This is a genomic window from uncultured Agrococcus sp. (assembly GCF_945915485.1).
Classification (GTDB): Bacteria; Actinomycetota; Actinomycetes; order Actinomycetales; family Microbacteriaceae; genus Agrococcus.
Map to the genome: position 1 here is coordinate 21,038 of NZ_CAMEFJ010000008.1, position 20,413 is coordinate 41,450.

Below are 20,413 nucleotides of genomic sequence, written 5' to 3' on the forward strand. Positions count from 1 at the left end.
TATGTCCACCACGATCTCACCTCGCAGGCTTCGCCGCGGGATGGCCGCGGGCGCTGCCATCGCCGCTGCGAGCCTCGTGCTCACCGCATGCGGCCCCACAACCGGTGGCGGCGACGATAACGGAACCGATTCCGACATCGACTACTCGGACATCGAGCCGGCCGACTCGATCACCTTCTGGACGAACCACCCGGGCGGCTCGATCGACGTCGAGACCGAACTCATCGAGGCGTTCGAAGAGGAGACCGGCATCTCGGTCGACCACGTCACCGCCGGAGCCAACTACGAAGAGGTCTCCGAACGCTTCCAGACGGCTCAGGCCTCCGGGGATGTCGGCGACGTCATCGTGCTCTCCGACGCCACCTGGTTCCCGAACTACCTGAACGACTCGCTCGCGCCGCTCGACCCGCTGTTCGACGCGATCGACGCCGACACCGGCACGTACGTCGAAGCGCTCTACACCGACTACCTCTACGAGGACCAGCACTACGGTGCCCCCTTCGCACGCTCGACGCCGCTGTTCTACTACAACGCCGACCACTACGAGGCCGCAGGCCTCACGGACGCACCCGAGACCTGGGACGAGATGCTCACGCACGCGCAGGCGCTTTCGGATGCCGATACCGGTGCTTCCCCCTTCGCTTTCCCACCCCAGGCCGAGTACCCGGCCTGGACGATGTCGAACCTCGTGTGGAGCCACGGCGGCGCGTGGAGCGACGAGTGGGACTTCTCGTCGCTGACGAGCGACGGCACGATCGAGGCGCTGGAACTCGCGCAGGGCGTCGTCAACGACGATCTCGCCACCGTCGTCAGCGGTGACCCGGCGACCGACTTCTCCGCCGGTGCGATCAGCCAGGTCGTCGCATCGACGGGTTCGCTTGGCGGCATCCTCGAGACGGCCGACTTCGAGGTCGGCGTCGGCTTCCTGCCGCTCGGCCCGACAGGAGAGAACGAGGTCGTCCCGACCGGTGGTGCCGGCCTGAGCATCGCCGACAAGACGACGCCGGAGCGTCAGCTCGCTGCCGCCATGTTCATCGACTTCGTCACGAACGCCGAGAACACCGCAACGTTCTCGGCAGCCACCGGGTACCTGCCGGTACGCACCGACTCCGACATGAGCGAGGTCTACTCGGAGACCCCGGCGTTCGAGGTCGCCGTGAACCAGCTCGAGAACGCCCGTTCGCAGGACTTCGCGCGCGTGTTCCTGCCGGGTGGCGATCTGAACCTGTCGCAGGCGCTGCAGCGCATCCTGACGTCCGATGTCGACGTCACGGATGAGCTCGAGTCGCTGCAGGCGACACTGCAGGATCTCTACGACAGCGATCTCGCACCGTTGCTCGACGAGTAGAACATCGTTGGGGTCGGGTCGATGGGCCCGACCCCACGAGCAACCGGTCACGCGGCAACTCGCTGCTGCACAGCACGAACCACCGCGATGACCTCATGAAGGAAGGAAGCACCCGAGATGGACGTCACTCTCAGCGAAGTCGGGTTGAAATATCCCGGTGCCGACCGCAACGCGGTCGAGGACATCGACCTGCACATAACCGACGGCGAGTTCCTGGTGCTCGTCGGCCCCTCCGGTTGCGGAAAGTCGACGACACTGCGGATGCTCGCGGGCCTCGAACTGCCGACGGAGGGCACGATCTTCTTCGGCGAAGAAGACGTCACGACGACGCCGGCCGCCGAGCGCGACATCGCCATGGTGTTTCAGAACTACGCCCTCTACCCGCATATGACGGTGGAGAGCAACATGGAGTTCGCGCTGAAGAACACGCGTGTTCCGAAAGAGGAACGCAAGCGCCGCATCCTCGAGGCCGCGGAGCTGCTCGACATCGACCAGTACCTGAGCAGGAAACCGCGACAGCTATCGGGCGGACAGCGTCAGCGCGTCGCGATGGGTCGTGCGATCGTGCGAAACCCGCAGGTCTTCCTCATGGACGAACCACTGTCGAACCTCGACGCGAAGCTCAGGGTGCAGACGCGCACGCAGATCTCGCAGCTGCAGCGACGTCTCGGCGTCACGACGGTCTACGTGACGCACGATCAGACCGAAGCGATGACCATGGGTGACCGCGTCGTCGTCATGAACGAAGGACGCATCGAGCAGATCGGCACGCCGAAAGAGCTCTACAACCGACCCGAGACACTGTTCGTCGCGAGCTTCATCGGCTCGCCGACCATGAACCTCCTGCCCGGCAGGGTCGAGTCCGACTCCGGAGGAGGGAAGCGCGTTCGCGTCGGCCGCAACACTCTGCCGGTTCCTGCCGGATTGCAGTTCGAACACGAGAGTGTCGTCGTCGGCGTTCGCCCCGAGGACCTCGTGCTCCCCGACAGCGATGCACTGGAAGACGCAGAACGCGAAGACCAGTTCACGATCAACATATCCCTCGTCGAATCCATCGGCTCGGACGTGTACGTCTACGGAACAGCAGGCGGCGCCGATGAGGAGTCCAGGGTCGTCGCGCGCATCGATAAAGACCTCGAGCCGACCGCGGGCGAGAAACTGACGCTCGCAGCGGATGCTCGAAGGGTGCTGTTCTTCGACGCCGAGACGGAAAAGCTCGTCGGATCGGGAGCGTAGACAGCGCCCGCCCTCTGCGCTTCTGCCTCCGCTGGACGGAAGACGCACGCTCAGCGCTGCTTGACAGACGTTTCCGTTCTCGCACGGCCGGCGTCCTGGAGTAAGTCAACCTCTAAGCTGATGCGGAGAGCGATCGAAGGGGTGCACATGGCGGGATCACGAATTCGTCGGCGCCGCGCGGCAACCGGTCGTCGTGTCGCTCCCGATCGCGACCGCGCATCCCGGTGGCCGCTGTCGAACCCGTTCGCGTTCGGATTCCTGTTCGCGCTCGGCGCTCTCGCCGCGATCGTCCTCGGGCTCGCGGTCTCGAACCTGTCGACGGTAATGATCTCGATCGTGCTCGCACTTTTCGCGGCGCTGGGCCTCGATCCCCTCGTCGTGATGCTGGAACGCCGCGGCATATCCCGAGCGCTCGCGATCGTCATCGTCTACGTCTCGTTCGCGCTCATCATCGTCGGCATCCTGCTGCTCATCGTGCCGCAGGTGGTGCGGCAGATCGCGCAGTTCTTCGAGGATGCTCCCGGACTGATCGCCGACGTGCAGCGTGCGGACTGGTTCGCCTGGATGCAGGAGAACCTCGGCGATGCCATGGCGGGCAGCGTTGCGCAAGTGCACGACTTCATCACGAACCCCGGCAATATCGCAGCCATCAGCGGCGGCGTCCTGCAGGTGGGTGCCACGATCGCCCAGACCGTTTCCGGTCTTGTCATCGTGCTTGTGCTGAGCCTGTACTTCCTAGCGGCACTGCCGCGGATGAAGCAGTCGTTCTACCGCCTCGCGCCCGCCTATTCTCGTGCGCGCGTCGCCGATCTCACCGAGAAGATCACGGGGTCGATCGGCGGTTACCTCATGGGCATGGTGATCCTCGCGACGCTGAACGCACTGTTCGTGATGGTGCTGCACTTGGCACTGCAGCTGCCGTTCGCGCTGCTGCTGACGGTGCTCGCGTTCTGCATTACGCTCATCCCGCTGATCGGTTCTGTTCTCTTCTGGGCCATCGCATCGGTGCTCGCGCTCTTCACGAGCCCTGTCGTGGCGCTGGCGTTCGCGATCATCTATCTGCTCTACATGCAGCTGGAGGCGTACTGGCTGACGCCGAGGGTCATGAACCGCACCGTTTCGGTGCCCGGTTCGCTCGTGGTCATCGGTGCGCTCGTCGGCGGAACCCTGCTGGGGCTGCTCGGCGCTCTGGTTGCGATCCCCGTGACGGCATCGCTGCTGCTCATCCTGAATGAAGTCGTGATTCCCAAACAGGACGCCAAGAGACGCAAACGATCGTAACGAGGGGAGTTCTCCCCGGTGCGAAGATCCGTACTCTGCCATACGCTCGTAAACGCCCGGTAAATAAGGCGGACGGATTGGGGACATCCCATGGAGCAGGAAGTACGGGAGTTTCGTTATCACCACGACGCCGTCAGCCTGCGCTGGAGCGCCGTCACGCACGTGGGGATGCGGAGGCAGCTGAACGAGGACTCCTTCGATGCATCGTTTCCCGTCTTCCTCGTGGCAGACGGGATGGGCGGTCACGCTGCGGGCGACCGAGCGAGCACTCTCGCCCTGAGCGCGTTCGATCGACTCCACGGCAGATCGCTTCCCGAGCCGTACCAGGTGGAGTCGGCCCTCGAACGGTCGTTCGCCGCAGTGCTCGGCTCGGGCGATGAGGGAGCCGGCACAACGCTCACGGGCGCCGTCGTCACGACAACGGGCAGCGGCATCTACTGGTACCTCGTCAACGTCGGGGACTCGCGCACGTATCTGCTGCAGGACGGTGTCCTCCGGCAGCTGAGCGTCGATCACTCGGTCGTGCAGGAGATGATCGAGTCGGGTGAGGTAACGCGTGAGGACGCAAGGAGCCATCCGCTGCGCAACGTCATAACGCGCTCCATCGGCGGTGGCCAGGTAACGCCTCCCGATACGTGGCTCACGCCGGTGCAGAGAAACCAGCGTTTGCTGGTCTGCTCCGACGGGCTCTCCGGTGAACTCGACGACGAAGTGCTCGCGCGAGTCCTGCGCTCGCATCCTTCGCCGGCACACGCGACAGCAGAACTGTTGCGGCTTGCGCTGGCTTCCGGCGCACGCGACAACGTCAGCGTCGTCATCGTCGATGTCGATGCCGTCGATCAGGACGACACGGGCTGGCAGGACACCGATTTCGACCTCATGTTCGACACTGTGCCGCGTGGCGGTACGCCGTGAAGCTGTCGTTCGCACCCGGCAGGGCGTGGTGCATTGCGGGCGAGACCGCCGTCGCCGTGCTTGACCCGGATGCCCCGGTCGCCGACATCGACCGCGCCCACGACATCGTCGCCCACGGCGGCGGCGCAAGCGAACTCGCGGCCGCCATCGGGCAGAGCGCTCTCGCGGTGGTGTCCACGACGCACGGCGTCAACACGCTCTTGCGTTACCGAGGAGTCCCGGCCGTCGTCGATGGCGAACCCCTGAACTCCTCCGGAACCGGTAACGGCGGGGCACCGGCGCCCGAACTGATCCCGGGGAGTCTGCTCGAACTGGGGAACACGGGATCGCTGGCAGCGGCTGCTCTGCCGTTCCTCGGCGGTGTCACTCGTGTCGCTTCGCTGCGGGTGACATTCGAGGTCGACGCGACGCCAGGAGTGGTTGCCAGAGCGGCAGAGGTAGGGGCGCCCGAAACCGATGAGCTCTCCGTCTTCACGAGCATCCCGGGCGACGGGCATCCGGCGCTGGTACTGCAGTCGGGGGAGCGCATCCCGCTCGACCGCGGTGTCCTGGTGGGTAGACGCCCCGAATCGGATCGGGTCGACGGAGGGCGCCCTCCGCGGCTGGTGACGGTCGGGGGGCTGAGCATGGTGATATCCCGCACGCATCTGCGCGTCGAATCCACCCAGGGAGGGGTCATGGCGACCGATCTCGGCTCCACCAACGGCACGACCGTCTCGCGGCCGGGAACCCTGACGCAGCGCTTGCGGGCCGATGTGCCAACGAGATTGCACGCGGGCGACATTCTCGGGCTCGGCGACGGAGTTGCTATAGCGCTCAGCGATTGACCGCCACCAGGGGAGTTCTCCCCTTGGTCGACGTGTCGGGCTTGCTTAGGCTGATCTCAAGAGCTGACCCGGGAGGAACCGTGCCTGACGTATCGCTGGACTATGCAGTTCTTCGAGGAGCTGTCACGAATCTCGAATATGTTGCGAAGCAGTTCGAGGCGTCCGGAGACACTGCCTCGGCAGCCGCCGCGGCGACGGGCCACCAGCATCTCTCGGGTCGCGTTCAGGAGTTCGCGGACAACTGGGACGACACACGCGGCAGGTTCCGCCGGGCGGCGGAAGACCTCGCGAAGTCGATCGACGAGATTCGCGATGCGTTCGAGACCTTCGATGACGAAGCCGCATCGCACTGATGTCGCTTTCACCGCTCGAAGGAGAGCCGTTCGTCGTCGAAGGGCACGGCACGACGTACATCAACACCGCGAAGGCAATCGGAGAAGCGGTCGACCTGTTGCGGAAGATCAGGGACGACGATACGACGATCTCGAAAGCCGTCGACCGCATCCGTGATGACGCGAGCGATGTCTCCGGTGAGATCGAGCTTGCGACCGAGCGCTATGAGGTAACGGGGACAGCGCTGGTCGACTACGCGGCCGAACTGCGCGCCGCGCAGCAGGAAGCAGAGGCCGCGATAGAAGATTGGGAATCGGCGCAGCAGCTGCTCGACGATGCCAGGGCGGCCCGGTCGCAGGCTGCCGCGAACTCCGAGGAACGCAACCCGGACCTGTCAGCGCACGATGCGACGATCGGCGGCTACGAGTCGGCGATGGGGACAGCCGAGAGCAGCCGGGATGCCGCCGAACGCCGGAAGAACGAGGCGGCGGAGCACGCGGCAGCGCTGATCCAGGACATCATCGGCGACGCCGAGATCAACGACTCGTGGTGGGACGACGTCAAGGGCTTCTTCAGCGACGCCTGGGACTGGATCGGCGAAGCACTCACAGAACTGCTGAAGTTCATCGCAGGCATGGCGATACAGATAGGGCTCGCGCTGCTTGCGGTCGCACTCATCGTCGCTGCTCTTTCGGCGGCGACGTTCGCTGGAGCGCTGCTGCTCGCCATCGCCGGCATCGGCATCGCGGCATTCGTCCTCACCGGTGGGGCGGACGCCTTCCTCGAATCACTGTTCGCAACGGGAGACTGGCAGCGCGCAGTCGTCGCCGGCCTCGTCAAGACGCTTACGGAAATGTTCCCGGGGGTGCTGGACAGCCTCCTGGAGCTCGAGAAGGGGAGGCCGGAGCACAAGGCATCGTTCGACCACGAGGGCCGTGTCGACCTGAGCGATATGTCGCCGGGAGAGTTCCTCGCATGGTTGCAGGAGGGCAATCTGGATGCCGACAAGCAGGTGGGTATCGATATGCCGGACGGCCTCGACAACGAGACCTCCTCGGCCGTCACCGTCACAGAAGTAGTCGGGCCGGACGGAGACGCCAGGTACGTCGTCAACATCCCGAGCACGCAGGTGTGGGTACCGGGAGGGGACGCGCTCAACGACATCACTTCGGGGGTCGCGGGCAAGATGGGGGATGAGCGCACGCAGCTCGAACAAGCGGTTATCGATGCGATGGAACGTGCCGGTGTCGCACCCGGTGACAGCGTGATTCTGTCGGGTTGGAGCCTGGGCGGCATCACCGCCGGCAACCTGGCGGCCGACCCGGACTTCGCGTCGACGTACGACGTCGATGGTGTTGTCGCGGCAGGCTCAGCACTCGATGACACATCGATTCCGCCGCACATCCCCGTGCTGCAGTTCGAGCACGCGAACGGTGACGGCGGCATCCTCAACGATCCGATCCCCGCCATAACCGACCCCGATAATCCCAGCCACCGTCACGACCCGAACCGCACGATCGTGACCGTGTCGCCGCCGGACGGGACGGGGTTCGTTCCGCACGTCGGCGATGCCTACGGTGAGACGATGCAGGATCAAGGAGATCAGACGGGTTCGAGCGCCGAGCAGTGGGTAGAGGACAATCTCGGCGACTACCGCGGCGACGGCTCCAGCGGCTCGTCGCAGTCGCACGTGTACCAGCGCGGCACGCCAGAGGTGCCGGTACACTGAGCCCCGTGACCTGGACATCAGAGGCCCGTCAGCACATGCGCGAGCTCGAAGGGGTCGTCGACGTTTCGTTCGCGGAGTCGACCGACGGGTTGCCGTTCTCGAAGTCCTTCCGCGCCGAAGTGCAGCTCACGTCGGTCGGCGAGCAGACGATGCCAGAGCTCATCGAAAGTATTCTTCGTTGTGTATATGAAGCCGGCGGGCCCAGCGTTCCGCGCGGATCACTCGGATTCTTCGTCATAGCAGACGGCGTGCGTGAGAACCTTCGCGCGAAGCGGTTGGCGCTGCCGGAGGGCCTGCGCGCGTGGGGATCGTCGGTCACGGTTCCCGACGGATGGCTTCGTCGGCGGTTCGAGTGACGATGACACTGCGCCTGACGCTGCCGGGGACGTGGTTCGAAGTTCCTCTGCGTTCCGAGAACGTCAGCGATCGCCTGCGGGAGTTCGCCCGTGAACTGCTCGGAGCCGAGGACCGATTCGCATCTCGCCGGGCGCTGCTGCACCAGCGGCTGCTCCACGCGGCCGAGCGTGCCCGACGCGGGAAAGCGGAGCAACTGCACGTCGGTGTGGCGTTGACGGAGGACGTGCCGCTGCCCGGGACGATCAGCGTCTACCCGTCCGTTGCCGTCTCGGCGACGAGATCTGTCGATGCGAAGACCGTCATCGATACATTCATCCCCTCCGTGATCCGTGCCGAGACCGACCCCGTCGGTGGTGATCCGGTGCCCGGCGCGGACGACCGGATATTCGAGGTCGGCGAGCGGCGGATTCTGCGGAGGCCGCGCATCCGCTTCGACCCTGACCCGGATATCCCGCCCGGCATGCTGATCGACTACTGGCTGACCGTGCCCGGCACGAACCGTGTGCAGCTGGTGCACGTTTCGATTCCGGAAGCACTGCACACGACGCTGTACGCGACGCTGTTCGACGAGATCGTGTTCGCGTCGAAGCCCGCCGGCGGTGCCACGCTGCGCAGTGAACTGCTTCTGCCCGACTCATAACCCCTGCCGCCACTGTTGGGTGGGTACACTTCTCGGTCCATGCATGGCGACACGCCCGTATAGCGCGTTCATTCCAGCTATAGACCGAGAAGTGTTACCGCCAGATGAGGAAAAGGGAGGCCCGAACTCGGGGATGGGGGATTTCGTCAAGGGTTGAAGGGGCGGTAGTTGGAGTAAGCCAAGCGCGAGCGGCGGGCCGGTACGACGTATTCACCAAGAGTTCACGGTGGGCGATACCGCGCACTTGACCGGAAGAACCGCGGCACCGTAGACTTGCTCGGGTGTGCTTATAACGTTTGCCGTGCTCGAAAGAAATCGCGGCAAAACCTAACACACTTGGGCAATCGGTATTCCCGAGCTCCCACGGCATATTCGACACTTCCATCACGGGAGGCGCCGCGTGCGCACGTCGAATGATCCGATGGTCTGCTGCCGCCCGGCAGGAGAAAAGTCATCGAAGCTGTCACCGTGCAGCAGGAAGAGGCAACGTGCCTACTATTCAGCAATTGGTTCGCAAGGGCCGGTCGCCGAAGGTCACCACGACCAAGGCGCCCGCTCTGAAGGCGAATCCCCAGCGACGTGGCGTGTGCACCCGTGTGTACACCACCACGCCCAAGAAGCCGAACTCGGCGCTCCGTAAGGTCGCTCGTGTCAAGCTCTCGAACGGCATCGAGGTCACGGCGTACATCCCCGGCGAGGGCCACAACCTCCAGGAGCACTCGATGGTGCTCGTCCGTGGCGGTCGTGTCAAGGACCTTCCGGGTGTCCGTTACCGCATTGTGCGCGGCGCGCTCGACACGCAGGCGGTCAAGGGCCGTCAGCAGGGCCGCAGCCACTACGGCGCGAAGAAGGAGAAGAAGTAATGCCACGCAAGGGCCCAGCTCCCAAGCGCCCGGTCATTGCTGACCCCGTCTACGGCGCACCGGTTGTAAGCCAGCTCGTCAACAAGATCCTTCTCGACGGCAAGAAGGGCCTCGCCGAGCGCATCGTCTACGGTGCTCTCTCGGGCGTCGCAGCCAAGTCGGGACAGGATGCGGTTGTCGTGCTCAAGAAGGCACTCGACAACATCCGCCCTACGCTCGAGGTGAAGTCTCGCCGCGTCGGCGGTTCCACCTACCAGGTGCCCGTCGAGGTCAAGCCCCACCGTGCGAACACGCTGGCCCTGCGCTGGCTCGTTTCGTACGCGAAGACCCGTCGTGAGAAGAGCATGACGGAACGCCTCATGAACGAGATCCTCGATGCTTCCAACGGCCTCGGTGCCGCTGTGAAGCGCCGTGAGGACACCCACAAGATGGCCGAGTCGAACAAGGCATTCGCCCACTACCGCTGGTAATTGGTTACGGGCGGGGCCGCACCCGGCTCCGCCCGCATCCACCGCATCACTCACACGGAGGAACTCGTGGCACAAGACGTGCTCACAGACCTGAAGAAGGTCCGCAACATCGGCATCATGGCGCACATCGATGCCGGCAAGACCACAACGACCGAGCGCATCCTGTTCTACACGGGTGTCAACCACAAGATGGGTGAGACCCACGACGGCGGCGCGACCACGGACTGGATGGAGCAGGAGCAGGAGCGCGGCATCACGATCACGTCCGCCGCGGTCACTTGCTTCTGGGAGAACAACCAGATCAACATCATCGACACGCCTGGCCACGTCGACTTCACCGTTGAGGTGGAGCGTTCGCTGCGCGTGCTCGACGGCGCCGTCGCAGTGTTCGACGGCAAGGAAGGTGTTGAGCCGCAGTCGGAGACCGTCTGGCGTCAGGCCGACAAGTACGACGTGCCTCGCATCTGTTTCGTCAACAAGATGGACAAGCTCGGTGCCGACTTCTACTACACGGTCGACACCATCGTGAGCCGTCTCGGGGCGAAACCGCTCGTGCTGCAGCTGCCGATCGGCGCCGAGAGCTCCTTCGAGGGCATTATCGACCTCGTCGAGATGAACGCGAAGACCTGGCGCGGCGACGCCAAGGGTGACGTGAAGATGGGCGCCGAGTACGCCGTCGAGGAGATCCCGGAGGACCTCAAGGCTCGCGCCGAGGAGTACCGCGCGAAGCTCATTGAGGCAGTCGCGGAAACCGATGAAGCACTCATGGAGAAGTTCTTTGAGGGCGAGGAGCTGACGCAGGAGGAGATCAAGAGCGGCATCCGCAAGCTTACGATCGCCAGTGAGGTCTACCCGGTCCTGTGCGGTTCGGCATTCAAGAACCGCGGTGTGCAGCCGATGCTCGATGCTGTCGTGGACTACCTGCCGAACCCGCTCGATGTTCCCGCTATCCCCGGTCACAAGGCCGGCGACGAAGACGCAGTCGTGGAGCGCAAGGCTGGCCGCGATGAGCCCTTCTCGGCGCTCGCGTTCAAGGTTGCCGTGCACCCGTTCTTCGGTCGCCTGACCTACGTACGCGTGTACTCGGGCCAGGTCGACTCCGGCGCTCAGCTCATCAACTCCACGAAGGGCAAGAAGGAGCGCGTCGGGAAGATCTTCCAGATGCACGCGAACAAGGAGAACCCGGTTGACTTCATGACCGCCGGGCACATCTACGCAGTCATCGGCCTCAAGGACACCACGACCGGTGACACGCTCTCCGACCCGCAGAACCCCGTTGTTCTCGAGTCGATGACCTTCCCCGACCCGGTGATCGAAGTTGCGATCGAGCCGAAGACGAAGGCCGACCAGGAGAAGCTGGGTACCGCCATCCAGAAGCTCGCAGAAGAGGACCCGACGTTCCGGACCGAACTTAATCCCGAGACCGGTCAGACGACCATCAAGGGTATGGGCGAGCTGCACCTCGACATCCTCGTCGACCGCATGAAGCGTGAATTCCGCGTGGAGGCGAACGTCGGTAAGCCGCAGGTTGCCTACCGCGAAACGATCAACAGCACGGTCGAGCGCTACGACTACACCCATAAGAAGCAGACCGGTGGTAGCGGTCAGTTCGCGAAGGTGCAGATCAAGCTCGAGCCCATGGTGGTCGAGGGCGACGAGACGTACGAGTTCGAGAATGCGGTCACAGGTGGCCGCATCCCGCGCGAGTACATCCCGTCGGTCGATGCGGGCATCCAGGATGCCATGCAGATCGGCGTGCTCGCCGGCTTCCCGACCGTAGGTGTCAAGGCGACGCTCATGGACGGTCAAGCGCACGACGTCGACTCCTCGGAGATGGCGTTCAAGATCGCCGGTTCGATGGCGTATAAGGAAGCCGCCCGCAGGGCGAATCCTGTTCTCCTCGAGCCGCTCATGGCCGTTGAGGTCCGTACTCCCGAGGAGTACATGGGCGACGTCATCGGTGACCTGAACTCGCGTCGCGGGCAGATCCAGTCGATGGAGGATGCCCAGGGCGTTAAGGTCGTCAAGGCACAGGTTCCGCTTTCCGAGATGTTCGGATACGTTGGTGACCTGCGCTCCAAGACTTCGGGACGCGCCGTCTACTCGATGGAGTTCTCGACTTACGCCGAGGTGCCCAAGGCAGTCTCGGAAGAGATCGTCCAGAAGGCCAAGGGCGAGTAAGCCCGCGATGAGCGCTGGGGAGGCATCCCGCCAATCCAGCGCTCGACCCGGGTTTCCGACATAGTCCGGCGCCCCGTAATATAACTTCATACCCCGAAACCTCTTAGTCGCATACCGCGTCTGAGGGTCCAGAGAATAGTCCTAGGAGGGACACAGTGGCTAAGGCCAAGTTCGAGCGGACCAAGCCGCACGTCAACATCGGAACGATCGGTCACGTCGACCACGGTAAGACGACCCTGTCTGCCGCAATTTCGAAGGTGTTGGCTGACAAGTACCCGTCCGCCACCAACGTGCAGCGCGACTTCGGAACCATTGACTCGGCTCCTGAGGAGCGTCAGCGCGGTATTACGATCAACATCTCGCACATCGAGTACGAGACCCCGAAGCGCCACTACGCGCACGTCGACGCACCCGGTCACGCCGACTATGTCAAGAACATGATCACCGGTGCGGCTCAGATGGATGGTGCGATCCTCGTGGTTGCATCGACCGACGGCCCCATGGCGCAGACTCGCGAGCACGTGCTGCTTGCAAAGCAGGTCGGTGTTCCGTACCTGATGGTTGCTCTCAACAAGTCCGACATGGTCGACGACGAGGAGATCCTGGAGCTCGTTGAGCTCGAGGTTCGTGAACTCCTCTCGAGCCAGGGCTTCGATGGCGACAACGCTCCCGTCGTTCGCGTTTCAGCGCTCAAGGCGCTCGAGGGCGAAGAGAAGTGGGTTCAGGCGATCCTCGACCTCATGGATGCCGCGGACGAGAACATCCCCGACCCGGTCCGTGACCGCGACAAGCCGTTCCTGATGCCCGTTGAGGACGTCTTCACGATCACCGGTCGTGGAACCGTTGTCACCGGTCGCGCCGAGCGCGGCACGCTCGGGATCAACTCCGAGGTCGAGATCGTCGGCATCCGCGCGACGCAGAAGACCACGGTTACCGGTATCGAGATGTTCCACAAGCAGCTCGACGAGGCATGGGCAGGCGAGAACTGTGGTCTGCTGCTTCGCGGTACCAAGCGCGAAGACGTCGAGCGCGGTCAGGTTGTCGTCAAGCCCGGTTCGGTTACGCCGCACACGGACTTCGAGGGCACCGCGTACATCCTCGCCAAGGACGAGGGTGGCCGTCACAACCCGTTCTTCACGAACTACCGCCCGCAGTTCTACTTCCGTACCACGGACGTGACCGGTGTTATCACCCTCCCCGAGGGCACCGAAATGGTCATGCCCGGTGACACCACCGACATGTCGGTCGAGCTGATCCAGCCGATCGCTATGGAGGAGGGCCTCGGCTTCGCCATCCGTGAGGGTGGTCGTACGGTCGGCGCCGGTACGGTGACCAAGGTCATCAAGTAGTACTCCGGTACGCATCGAAAGGGCTCCGCTTCTGCGGGGCCCTTTCGCTTTGCCGCCTGCCCTTCCCACCCTTCCCATCCCCCTCCCTTCTCGCCCTCCCCCTCCCAGGGTGCGAAAAACTTCGAAACGTGACGGTCATGTTTCGAAGTTTTTCGCATATTTTGGGTGGGTGAGCGGTTGGGCCGGTGCACCGCCGCGGACTGTGCGGGCAGGATGCGGCGCTTCTCAGGGCTCGGGCACTACGCTGGAATCGATCGGCCCGGCAACCCCGGTGGCAATGACGAAAGTGGGCAGTTATGTGGTTCTTCGCAAGACGCGCACCTCAGCAGGTACCCGAGACGCAGGATAAGTCGTCCAAGGTGAGTTCGATGTGGAGCGACAGTCTCGGCCGTGCCGCGACGCGAGCCGCACAGATCATTCTCGTGCTGATCATAGTTGCCGGCGCCATCTTCGGAATGACGCAGTTGACGCTCGTGATCATCCCCGTGCTGCTCGCGCTCATCTTCGCCTCCGCCTTCGAGCCCGTCATGCGCTGGATGCGCGACCGCGGCGTGCCCAGCCTTGTTGCGACGATCCTGGCGCTGCTGGCGATCGTCGCGGCACTGACGGGCGTCGGCTGGCTGATCACCTGGCAGGTCCGTGATCAGTGGGAAACGCTCTATGAGCAGGCGCAACAGGGTGTCTCGGAGTTGATCGTCTGGTTCCAGGACCTGCCGTTCACGATTACGGAGGAACAGTTCACCGAGTTCCAGGACACCGCGGTCGAATTTCTCACTTCGAGCCAGTTCGGCAGCGGTGCACTCGCCGGTGTGAGCGCTGCGGCGAGCTTCTTCACCGGCCTGGTGTTGATGATCGTGGTGCTGTTCTTCTTCCTGAAGGATGGCCCGCAGATCTGGCAGTTCCTGCTCCGGCCGTTCCAGGGCGAGCGCTACGAGCGCGCGGAGCGAGTCGGCCGCAAGACCGTGGAGACGCTCGGCAGCTACGTTCGCGGCACTGCGACTGTTGCGGCAGTAGACGCGCTCGGCATCTTGCTCGGCCTGCTCATCCTCGGTTGGGTCGGGTTCCCGATTCCGTTGGCGATCCCACTTGCGCTGCTCGTGTTCGTGCTGGCGTTCATCCCGCTCGTCGGTGCCACGCTCGCGGGAACTCTGGCTGCACTCGTTGCGTTCGTTGCCCACGACATCTGGATCGCGCTCGTAGTCATCGGCATCGTGGTCCTGGTCAACCAGATCGAAGGAAACTTCCTGCAGCCGGTTGTGATGGGTCGTACGCTGAAGCTGCACGCGCTCGTCGTTTTGGTCGCATTGACCATCGGTACGGTTCTTGCGGGCATCGTCGGAGCGGTACTCGCCGTGCCCATCGCCGCTGTCGCGTGGGGCATCATCCAGGTCTGGGACGGAGAAGATAAGCCCGCCTATATGTGGCGTCAGAAACGACGAGAGTCGATGAAGTAGGGGCGCAATGGTCGATATCATCGACTTCGATGTCGAAACCACCGATATCGAGGGGCTCATGCTGATGCGCATGAAGCAGGTGTTCGAGGACCGCGGCGCTGTGAGGGAATTTTTCCGGACATCCGCCTTCCGGGACGCGGGATACGAGCTGCCGCCCTTTCAGCAGATCAACGTCACGGAGACGAGGCCCGGCGCGGTGCGGGGCATGCACGGCGAGGTGATGACGAAGCTCGTCGCCATCGTCCACGGCACGGCCTACGGTGCGTGGGTGGATGCGCGGCCCGAGTCCCCGACGCGCGGCGCAGTCGTACAGGTGGCGCTGCAGCAGGGTACGCAGGTGCTCGTGCCGGAGGGCGTGTGCAATGGATTCCAGTCGACGGGCGAGACTCCCACGCAGTATGTGTACTGCTTCACGCGGGAGTGGACTCCGGGCATGCAGAGTATCGCGATCACACCGCTGGATCCGCAGCTCGGGATTCGGTGGCCTTTGCCCATCGATGCGAGCGATCGCGAAATTATCTCTGAGAAGGATTCCGAGGCGCCCACCTTGGCTCAGGTTCTCGCCCCGCTGTAATCTTGAAAAGAGGAGCCGTACGGCGTCGAACAGCGACGACGTGCGCAGCAACCCAAGGAGCATCATGACGACGAGCCAGCAACAGAACCAGTCGACCGGCCTGAGCCTGACCTCGATGATCCTCGGCATCGTCAGCCTGTTCTTCGGTTGGACCTTCCTCGTGCCGATCATCGGCTTGATCCTCGGGTTCATGGGGCTCAAGCGCGAGCCGCGCGGCAAGGGCCTAGCCATCACGGGCCTGATCCTGAACGGTCTGTGCGTTATCGGCTGGGTTATCGCGACGATCATCCTACTGACCGTGGGAGGAGCGTTCTTCGGGGCGTTCCTTTTCGTATAGCCGATCGTCGAGCATTCGCGTATACATCGAGCAGAGCTCTTCGTAACGGGCACACTTCTCGGTCAATAGGCCGAATGAACGCGCTATACGGGCGTGTCGCCGCGCATAGAGAGGCGCCGGCCCCGGAACCCCTGGCGATGGGGATGAGGAGCAGGGCAGACGCTGCAGAGATGCTGGTTCGCAGGGCTGCAGGCCGTGTGAGCCTGGCGTTCGTTCTCGCCCGGCACTCATCCCGCGCATCCCACGCCACAGCTGCGTTCCCGCCATCGCGCGTGAGAACTTCTCGGTGCATTCCGGACGACACGCCGACGGCACCTCGGAGTGTCGACGCAAAAGCACCGAGAAGTTTTCAGGGCAGGGGGCTACTGCTTCGCGGTGCCACCGAGGCGACGCGTCAGATCGGCGGCGGCGCTCTGCACCGCCGCGCCCAGCTCGATCCATGCTTCGGATTCGACGGCCGCGAGACGGAAAGTCAGCCCTATCGCTGCTGTCGGGTACCCTGCCGCATCGAACGCCGCGGCGGCCACGGAACCGTAGTTGGCATCCACGTCTCCCGACTCCGTCGCGTACCCGCGGTCGGCCGTCGCGCGCAGTAGAGACCGCAGTTCCGATCTCGATCGCACACTGCCTTCGAACTCGGTTGTCGTCGGCAGGTTCGCGAGCACCTGCGAGTAGGGCAGCGCCGTGAGCAGCGCTCTTCCCGTCGCAGTGTGGAGTGCGGGCAGCCGTACGCCCACTTTCGACACCGTGGTCGGGGAGCGAGAGCCCTGTGCGCGTGCCGCATACACGATGTCACTGCCCGCGAGCACTGCCAGATGCGCCGTCGCGGGAACGGCAGTGGCGGAGACAGCGCGTTCGAGCACGGGCTGGCCGAGACGCTCCAGCCGTGTGGCGGCGCCGGCACGGGAGCCGATTTCACGCACCTTGGCGCTCGGGCCGAAGGCGCCGAGCTCCGGATAGTGCACGAGAAAGCCCTCGTCGCGCATGACCTGCAGCAACTGGTACGCGCTCGAGCGGGGCATATCGAGCTCGCGGGCCACCGTCGCGGCGCGAGTCGGGCCAACCTGTTCCGCAAGCAGCGCCAACACTCGGAGAGCATTGCGCGCTGCGGGCATGCGAACTCCCATTACAGCCTCCAGGTCTGATATTTCAGACACCATTCTATGTCAGGCTGTATCCGACCTGCGCGTGAAGGGGTGAAATAGGGGCATGTCAATCACCATCGGGGATGCGCCGCTGACGCGGCACGAAGTCGTAGCCGTCGTTCGAGCAGGGGAGACGGTCGACCTGAGTTCGGCGGGGCTCGAGCGGGTCGATCACGCTCGCCGCATCATCGACGACCTGGCGAATGACACGAACCCGCACTACGGCATCTCAACCGGCTTCGGCGCACTTGCGAACACGCAAATCGCTCCCGCGGATCGCGCAGCGCTGCAGCGGTCGCTCGTGCGTTCGCACGCGGCATCGAGCGGCGAGCGAGTCGAGAATGAAGTTGTGCGCGGCCTCATGCTGCTGCGTCTGCAGACGCTCATGACGGGGCACACGGGCGCGCGACGTGCAACCGTCGAGCTGTACGCCGGGATGCTCAACGCCGGCATCGTTCCGCACGTTCGTGAGTACGGCTCGCTCGGTTGTTCAGGGGACCTCGCGCCTTTGGCGCACATTGCGCTCGCGGCAATGGGGGAGGGCGCGGTCACGTATCGCGGCCGGGATGTTCCGGCTGCCGATGCGCTCGCTGATGCGGGACTCGCGCCCGTGCAGCTGGCGGAGAAGGAAGGGCTCGCGCTCATCAACGGCACCGACGGGATGCTCGCGATGCTCTGCCTCGCGCTGAACGATCTCGAGCGCCTGCTGCTGACCGCCGACCTCACGGCCGCCATGAGCGTCGAGGGTCTTCTTGGAACCGATGCGCCCTTCGCAGCCGATCTCATGGCGATGCGCCCGCATCCCGGCCAGGCGGCAAGCGCTGCGAACATCGCGGCGCTCCTGCAGGGCAGCCCCATCGTAGCGAGCCACAAGGGCCCGGAGGACACGCGCGTGCAGGATGCCTACTCGCTGCGCTGCGCACCGCAGGTGCACGGGACAGCACGAGACACGCACGCGCACGCCGCGCGAGTCGCCGTGGTCGAACTCGCCAGCGCGATCGACAATCCGGTCGTCACCGCCGACGGCAGGGTCGTTTCGAACGGCAACTTCCACGGCGCGCCAGTTGCCGTAGTGCTCGATTTCCTGGCCATCGCGATCGCCGATGTCGCTTCGATGAGCGAACGCCGCACCGATCGCTTCCTCGACAAGTCGCGCAGCTTCGGCCTGACACCGTTCCTCGCAGCTGACCCGGGGGTCGACTCGGGCCTCATGATCGCTCAGTACACGCAGGCCGGCATCGTCAGCGAGATGAAGCGCCTCGCGGTTCCGGCATCCGTCGACTCGATTCCCTCCAGCGCCATGCAGGAAGACCACGTCTCGATGGGTTGGGGTGCTGCGCGAAAGCTCCGCAGGGCGGTCGATGGGCTGCAGCGCGTGCTCGCGATCGAGTTGATGACCGCCGCGCGAGGCACCGAAATGCGCGAGGATCCCGCGGGCGAGCGGACGGGGCGCGTCATCGCCGGATTGCGCGAGACCGTCGACGGCGTGGGCCCGGACAGAGTTCTGGCAGACGAGATCGAGGCGACGGTGCAGTTCGTCGCCTCGGGCCGCGCCGTAGAAGAAGCACAGCTGGTCTTCTCCTAGCGGAGTAACCAGCGACTCCAGATGGTTTTTATGGGTCAAGACGCCGTCCAGACCCATAAAAACCTTCTGAAGCAGAAGGAACAGCCGCGAATTGCAGAAGCAGAGGGGAACATCATGACGCAGATCACACCATCGGGGCCCAGGCCGGTGCAGGCCGCAAGAGGAGCAGAGCTCCAGACGAAGGGGTGGCAGCAGGAGGCCGTGCTGCGAATGCTGCAGAACAACCTCGACCCCGAGGTCGCCGAGCATCCCGACGACCTTGTCGTCTACGGCGGCACCGGCCGCGCCTGCCGCAGCTGGGGTGCGTACGACGCGATCGTTCGCGAGCTGCAGCAGCTCGAAGCGGACGAGACGCTGCTCGTGCAGTCCGGCAAGCCGGTCGGCGTGCTGCGCACGAACGAATGGGCGCCGCGCGTACTGATCGCCAATTCGAACCTCGTGGGCGACTGGGCGACGTGGCCCGAGTTCCGTAGGCTCGAGGCCGAGGGGCTCATGATGTACGGCCAGATGACCGCGGGGTCCTGGATCTACATCGGCACCCAGGGCATCCTGCAGGGCACGTTCGAGACCTTCGCGGCGGTTGCGCGCGCGACAGGGCGCGATTCGTTGCGCGGCACGATCACCCTGACGGCCGGGCTCGGCGGGATGGGCGGTGCGCAGCCGCTCGCCGTCACGATGAACGACGGGGTTGCGATCTGCGTCGACGTCGACCTCTCGCGTATCGAACGTCGCATCGAGCACCGCTACCTCGATGTTCTCGCTGACAGTGTCGAAGATGCCGTCGCGCGTGCCGTTGCCGCACGCGACGCCGGTGAGGCGATCTCGATCGGCATCCACGGCAACGCCGCCGAGGTCTTCCCCGAGCTGCTCGACATGGATGCGCCGATCGACATCGTCACCGACCAGACCAGTGCCCACGACCCGCTCGCCTACCTCCCCGCCGGCGTCGCGTTCGACGACTGGCAGAGCGAGCGCGGGCGTGACCCGCAGGCGTTCACGGATGCTGCGCGGGCATCCATGGCGAAGCACGTGGAGGCGATGGTCCGCTTTCAGGAGCGCGGCGCCGAGGTCTTCGATTACGGCAATTCGATTCGCACGGAGGCGAAACTCGGCGGCTTCGAGGACGCTTTCGCCTTCCCCGGATTCGTTCCCGCATACATCCGACCGCTGTTCTGCGAGGGCAAGGGGCCGTTCCGCTGGGTAGCGCTCTCCGGCGACCCGGAAGACATCGCGAAGACCGACCGCGCGATTCTCGAACTCTTCCCCGACAACGCGCACCTGCGTCGCTGGATCACGATGGCGGGCGAGCGTGTGCACTTCCAGGGACTGCCGGCGCGCATCTGCTGGCTCGGGTCCGAGGAGCGGCACCTCGCGGGGCTGAAGTTCAACGAGATGGTGGCCTCCGGTGAGCTGAAAGCACCGATCGTCATCGGGCGCGACCACCTCGACAGCGGCTCTGTCGCGAGCCCGTATCGCGAGACCGAGGCGATGAAGGACGGCTCGGATGCCGTGGCCGACTGGCCGCTGCTGAACGCGCTCGTGAACACGGCATCGGGAGCGAGCTGGGTATCGCTGCATCACGGTGGCGGTGTCGGCATCGGGCGATCGATTCACGCGGGCCAGGTCACGGTCGCCGACGGCACGGCGCTCGCGGCCGAGAAGCTCGAGCGCGTGCTGCGGAACGATCCGGCGATGGGCGTTCTACGACACGTCGATGCCGGCTACGAAGAGGCCGAGGAATTTGCCGACGAGCACGGCATCCGAGTGCCGATGCGGCAGCAGGCTTGAG

19 protein-coding genes are annotated in these 20,413 nt (G+C 64.5%); 18 read left to right on the forward strand and 1 reads right to left on the reverse strand.

The features are described from left to right. The first annotated feature begins 1 nt into the window (after window position 1). From Q0O95_RS02815 to Q0O95_RS02890, 16 genes are all read left to right on the forward strand, one after another. Window positions 2–1,348 carry an ABC transporter substrate-binding protein gene (locus Q0O95_RS02815; protein ID WP_293695084.1) on the forward strand — a complete coding sequence of 449 codons (1,347 nt, stop codon included), beginning with the start codon at window positions 2–4 and terminating at the stop codon, window positions 1,346–1,348. 117 nt (window positions 1,349–1,465) lie between these two features. After that, the gene (gene ugpC, locus Q0O95_RS02820) at window positions 1,466–2,584 is read left to right on the forward strand and encodes a sn-glycerol-3-phosphate ABC transporter ATP-binding protein UgpC (RefSeq protein ID WP_293695085.1); all 1,119 of its coding nucleotides are present in this window, start codon (window positions 1,466–1,468) and stop codon (window positions 2,582–2,584) included. Window positions 2,585–2,731: 147 nt separating this feature from the next. Next, window positions 2,732–3,865, forward strand: coding sequence for an AI-2E family transporter (locus Q0O95_RS02825; protein ID WP_293695086.1), 1,134 nt, complete (start codon window positions 2,732–2,734; stop codon window positions 3,863–3,865). Window positions 3,866–3,955: 90 nt separating this feature from the next. Further along, complete coding sequence (locus Q0O95_RS02830) at window positions 3,956–4,780, forward strand: protein phosphatase 2C domain-containing protein (RefSeq protein WP_293695087.1); 825 nt, start codon at window positions 3,956–3,958, stop codon at window positions 4,778–4,780. Next, on the forward strand, window positions 4,777–5,607 hold the full coding sequence (locus Q0O95_RS02835; protein WP_293695088.1) for an FHA domain-containing protein: 831 nt from the start codon (window positions 4,777–4,779) through the stop codon (window positions 5,605–5,607). The genes Q0O95_RS02830 and Q0O95_RS02835 overlap by 4 nt, the downstream gene beginning before the upstream one ends. A gap of 80 nt (window positions 5,608–5,687) precedes the next feature. Next, the gene (locus Q0O95_RS02840) at window positions 5,688–5,960 is read left to right on the forward strand and encodes a hypothetical protein (protein ID WP_293695089.1); all 273 of its coding nucleotides are present in this window, start codon (window positions 5,688–5,690) and stop codon (window positions 5,958–5,960) included. Continuing rightward, window positions 5,960–7,669 (forward strand): hypothetical protein, encoded by a 1,710-nt coding sequence (locus tag Q0O95_RS02845; protein ID WP_293695090.1) that lies wholly within the window; start codon window positions 5,960–5,962, stop codon window positions 7,667–7,669. The genes Q0O95_RS02840 and Q0O95_RS02845 overlap by 1 nt, the downstream gene beginning before the upstream one ends. A 5-nt stretch (window positions 7,670–7,674) precedes the next feature. Further along, window positions 7,675–8,025 carry a hypothetical protein gene (locus tag Q0O95_RS02850; protein WP_293695091.1) on the forward strand — a complete coding sequence of 117 codons (351 nt, stop codon included), beginning with the start codon at window positions 7,675–7,677 and terminating at the stop codon, window positions 8,023–8,025. Continuing rightward, a complete protein-coding gene (locus tag Q0O95_RS02855; protein ID WP_293695092.1) occupies window positions 8,022–8,666 on the forward strand; it encodes a hypothetical protein in 645 nt (214 codons plus the stop codon). The genes Q0O95_RS02850 and Q0O95_RS02855 overlap by 4 nt, the downstream gene beginning before the upstream one ends. 488 nt (window positions 8,667–9,154) lie before the next feature. Beyond that, window positions 9,155–9,529, forward strand: a complete 375-nt coding sequence (rpsL, locus tag Q0O95_RS02860) for a 30S ribosomal protein S12 (protein ID WP_293695093.1) — start codon at window positions 9,155–9,157, stop codon at window positions 9,527–9,529. Further along, window positions 9,529–9,999: a 30S ribosomal protein S7 gene (rpsG, locus tag Q0O95_RS02865; protein WP_293695094.1), complete on the forward strand. Its 471-nt coding sequence runs from the start codon at window positions 9,529–9,531 to the stop codon at window positions 9,997–9,999. Before rpsL ends, rpsG begins: the two co-directional genes overlap by 1 nt. Window positions 10,000–10,065: 66 nt before the next feature. After that, the gene (gene fusA, locus Q0O95_RS02870) at window positions 10,066–12,180 is read left to right on the forward strand and encodes an elongation factor G (protein ID WP_293695095.1); all 2,115 of its coding nucleotides are present in this window, start codon (window positions 10,066–10,068) and stop codon (window positions 12,178–12,180) included. A 155-nt stretch (window positions 12,181–12,335) separates the two neighbouring features. Further along, the gene (gene tuf, locus Q0O95_RS02875) at window positions 12,336–13,529 is read left to right on the forward strand and encodes an elongation factor Tu (RefSeq protein ID WP_293695096.1); all 1,194 of its coding nucleotides are present in this window, start codon (window positions 12,336–12,338) and stop codon (window positions 13,527–13,529) included. A 296-nt stretch (window positions 13,530–13,825) separates the two neighbouring features. Further along, on the forward strand, window positions 13,826–14,983 hold the full coding sequence (locus Q0O95_RS02880; protein ID WP_293695098.1) for an AI-2E family transporter: 1,158 nt from the start codon (window positions 13,826–13,828) through the stop codon (window positions 14,981–14,983). A gap of 7 nt (window positions 14,984–14,990) precedes the next feature. After that, the gene (rfbC, locus tag Q0O95_RS02885) at window positions 14,991–15,557 is read left to right on the forward strand and encodes a dTDP-4-dehydrorhamnose 3,5-epimerase (RefSeq protein ID WP_293695099.1); all 567 of its coding nucleotides are present in this window, start codon (window positions 14,991–14,993) and stop codon (window positions 15,555–15,557) included. A 64-nt stretch (window positions 15,558–15,621) separates the two neighbouring features. Further along, window positions 15,622–15,894 carry a DUF4190 domain-containing protein gene (locus tag Q0O95_RS02890; protein WP_293695101.1) on the forward strand — a complete coding sequence of 91 codons (273 nt, stop codon included), beginning with the start codon at window positions 15,622–15,624 and terminating at the stop codon, window positions 15,892–15,894. 362 nt (window positions 15,895–16,256) lie between these two features. Here Q0O95_RS02890 and Q0O95_RS02895 read toward each other — a convergent pair whose 3' ends face one another. Then, window positions 16,257–17,009, reverse strand: a complete 753-nt coding sequence (locus tag Q0O95_RS02895) for an IclR family transcriptional regulator C-terminal domain-containing protein (RefSeq protein ID WP_293695103.1) — start codon at window positions 17,007–17,009, stop codon at window positions 16,257–16,259. Between the two features lie 94 nt (window positions 17,010–17,103). Between Q0O95_RS02895 and hutH the strand changes: the two genes are divergently transcribed. Together hutH and hutU are read left to right on the forward strand one after the other, a co-directional pair. Then, a complete protein-coding gene (hutH, locus tag Q0O95_RS02900; RefSeq protein WP_293695105.1) occupies window positions 17,104–18,624 on the forward strand; it encodes a histidine ammonia-lyase in 1,521 nt (506 codons plus the stop codon). A 114-nt stretch (window positions 18,625–18,738) separates the two neighbouring features. Continuing rightward, a complete protein-coding gene (gene hutU, locus Q0O95_RS02905) occupies window positions 18,739–20,412 on the forward strand; it encodes a urocanate hydratase (protein WP_293695107.1) in 1,674 nt (557 codons plus the stop codon). Window position 20,413: the final 1 nt, after the last annotated feature.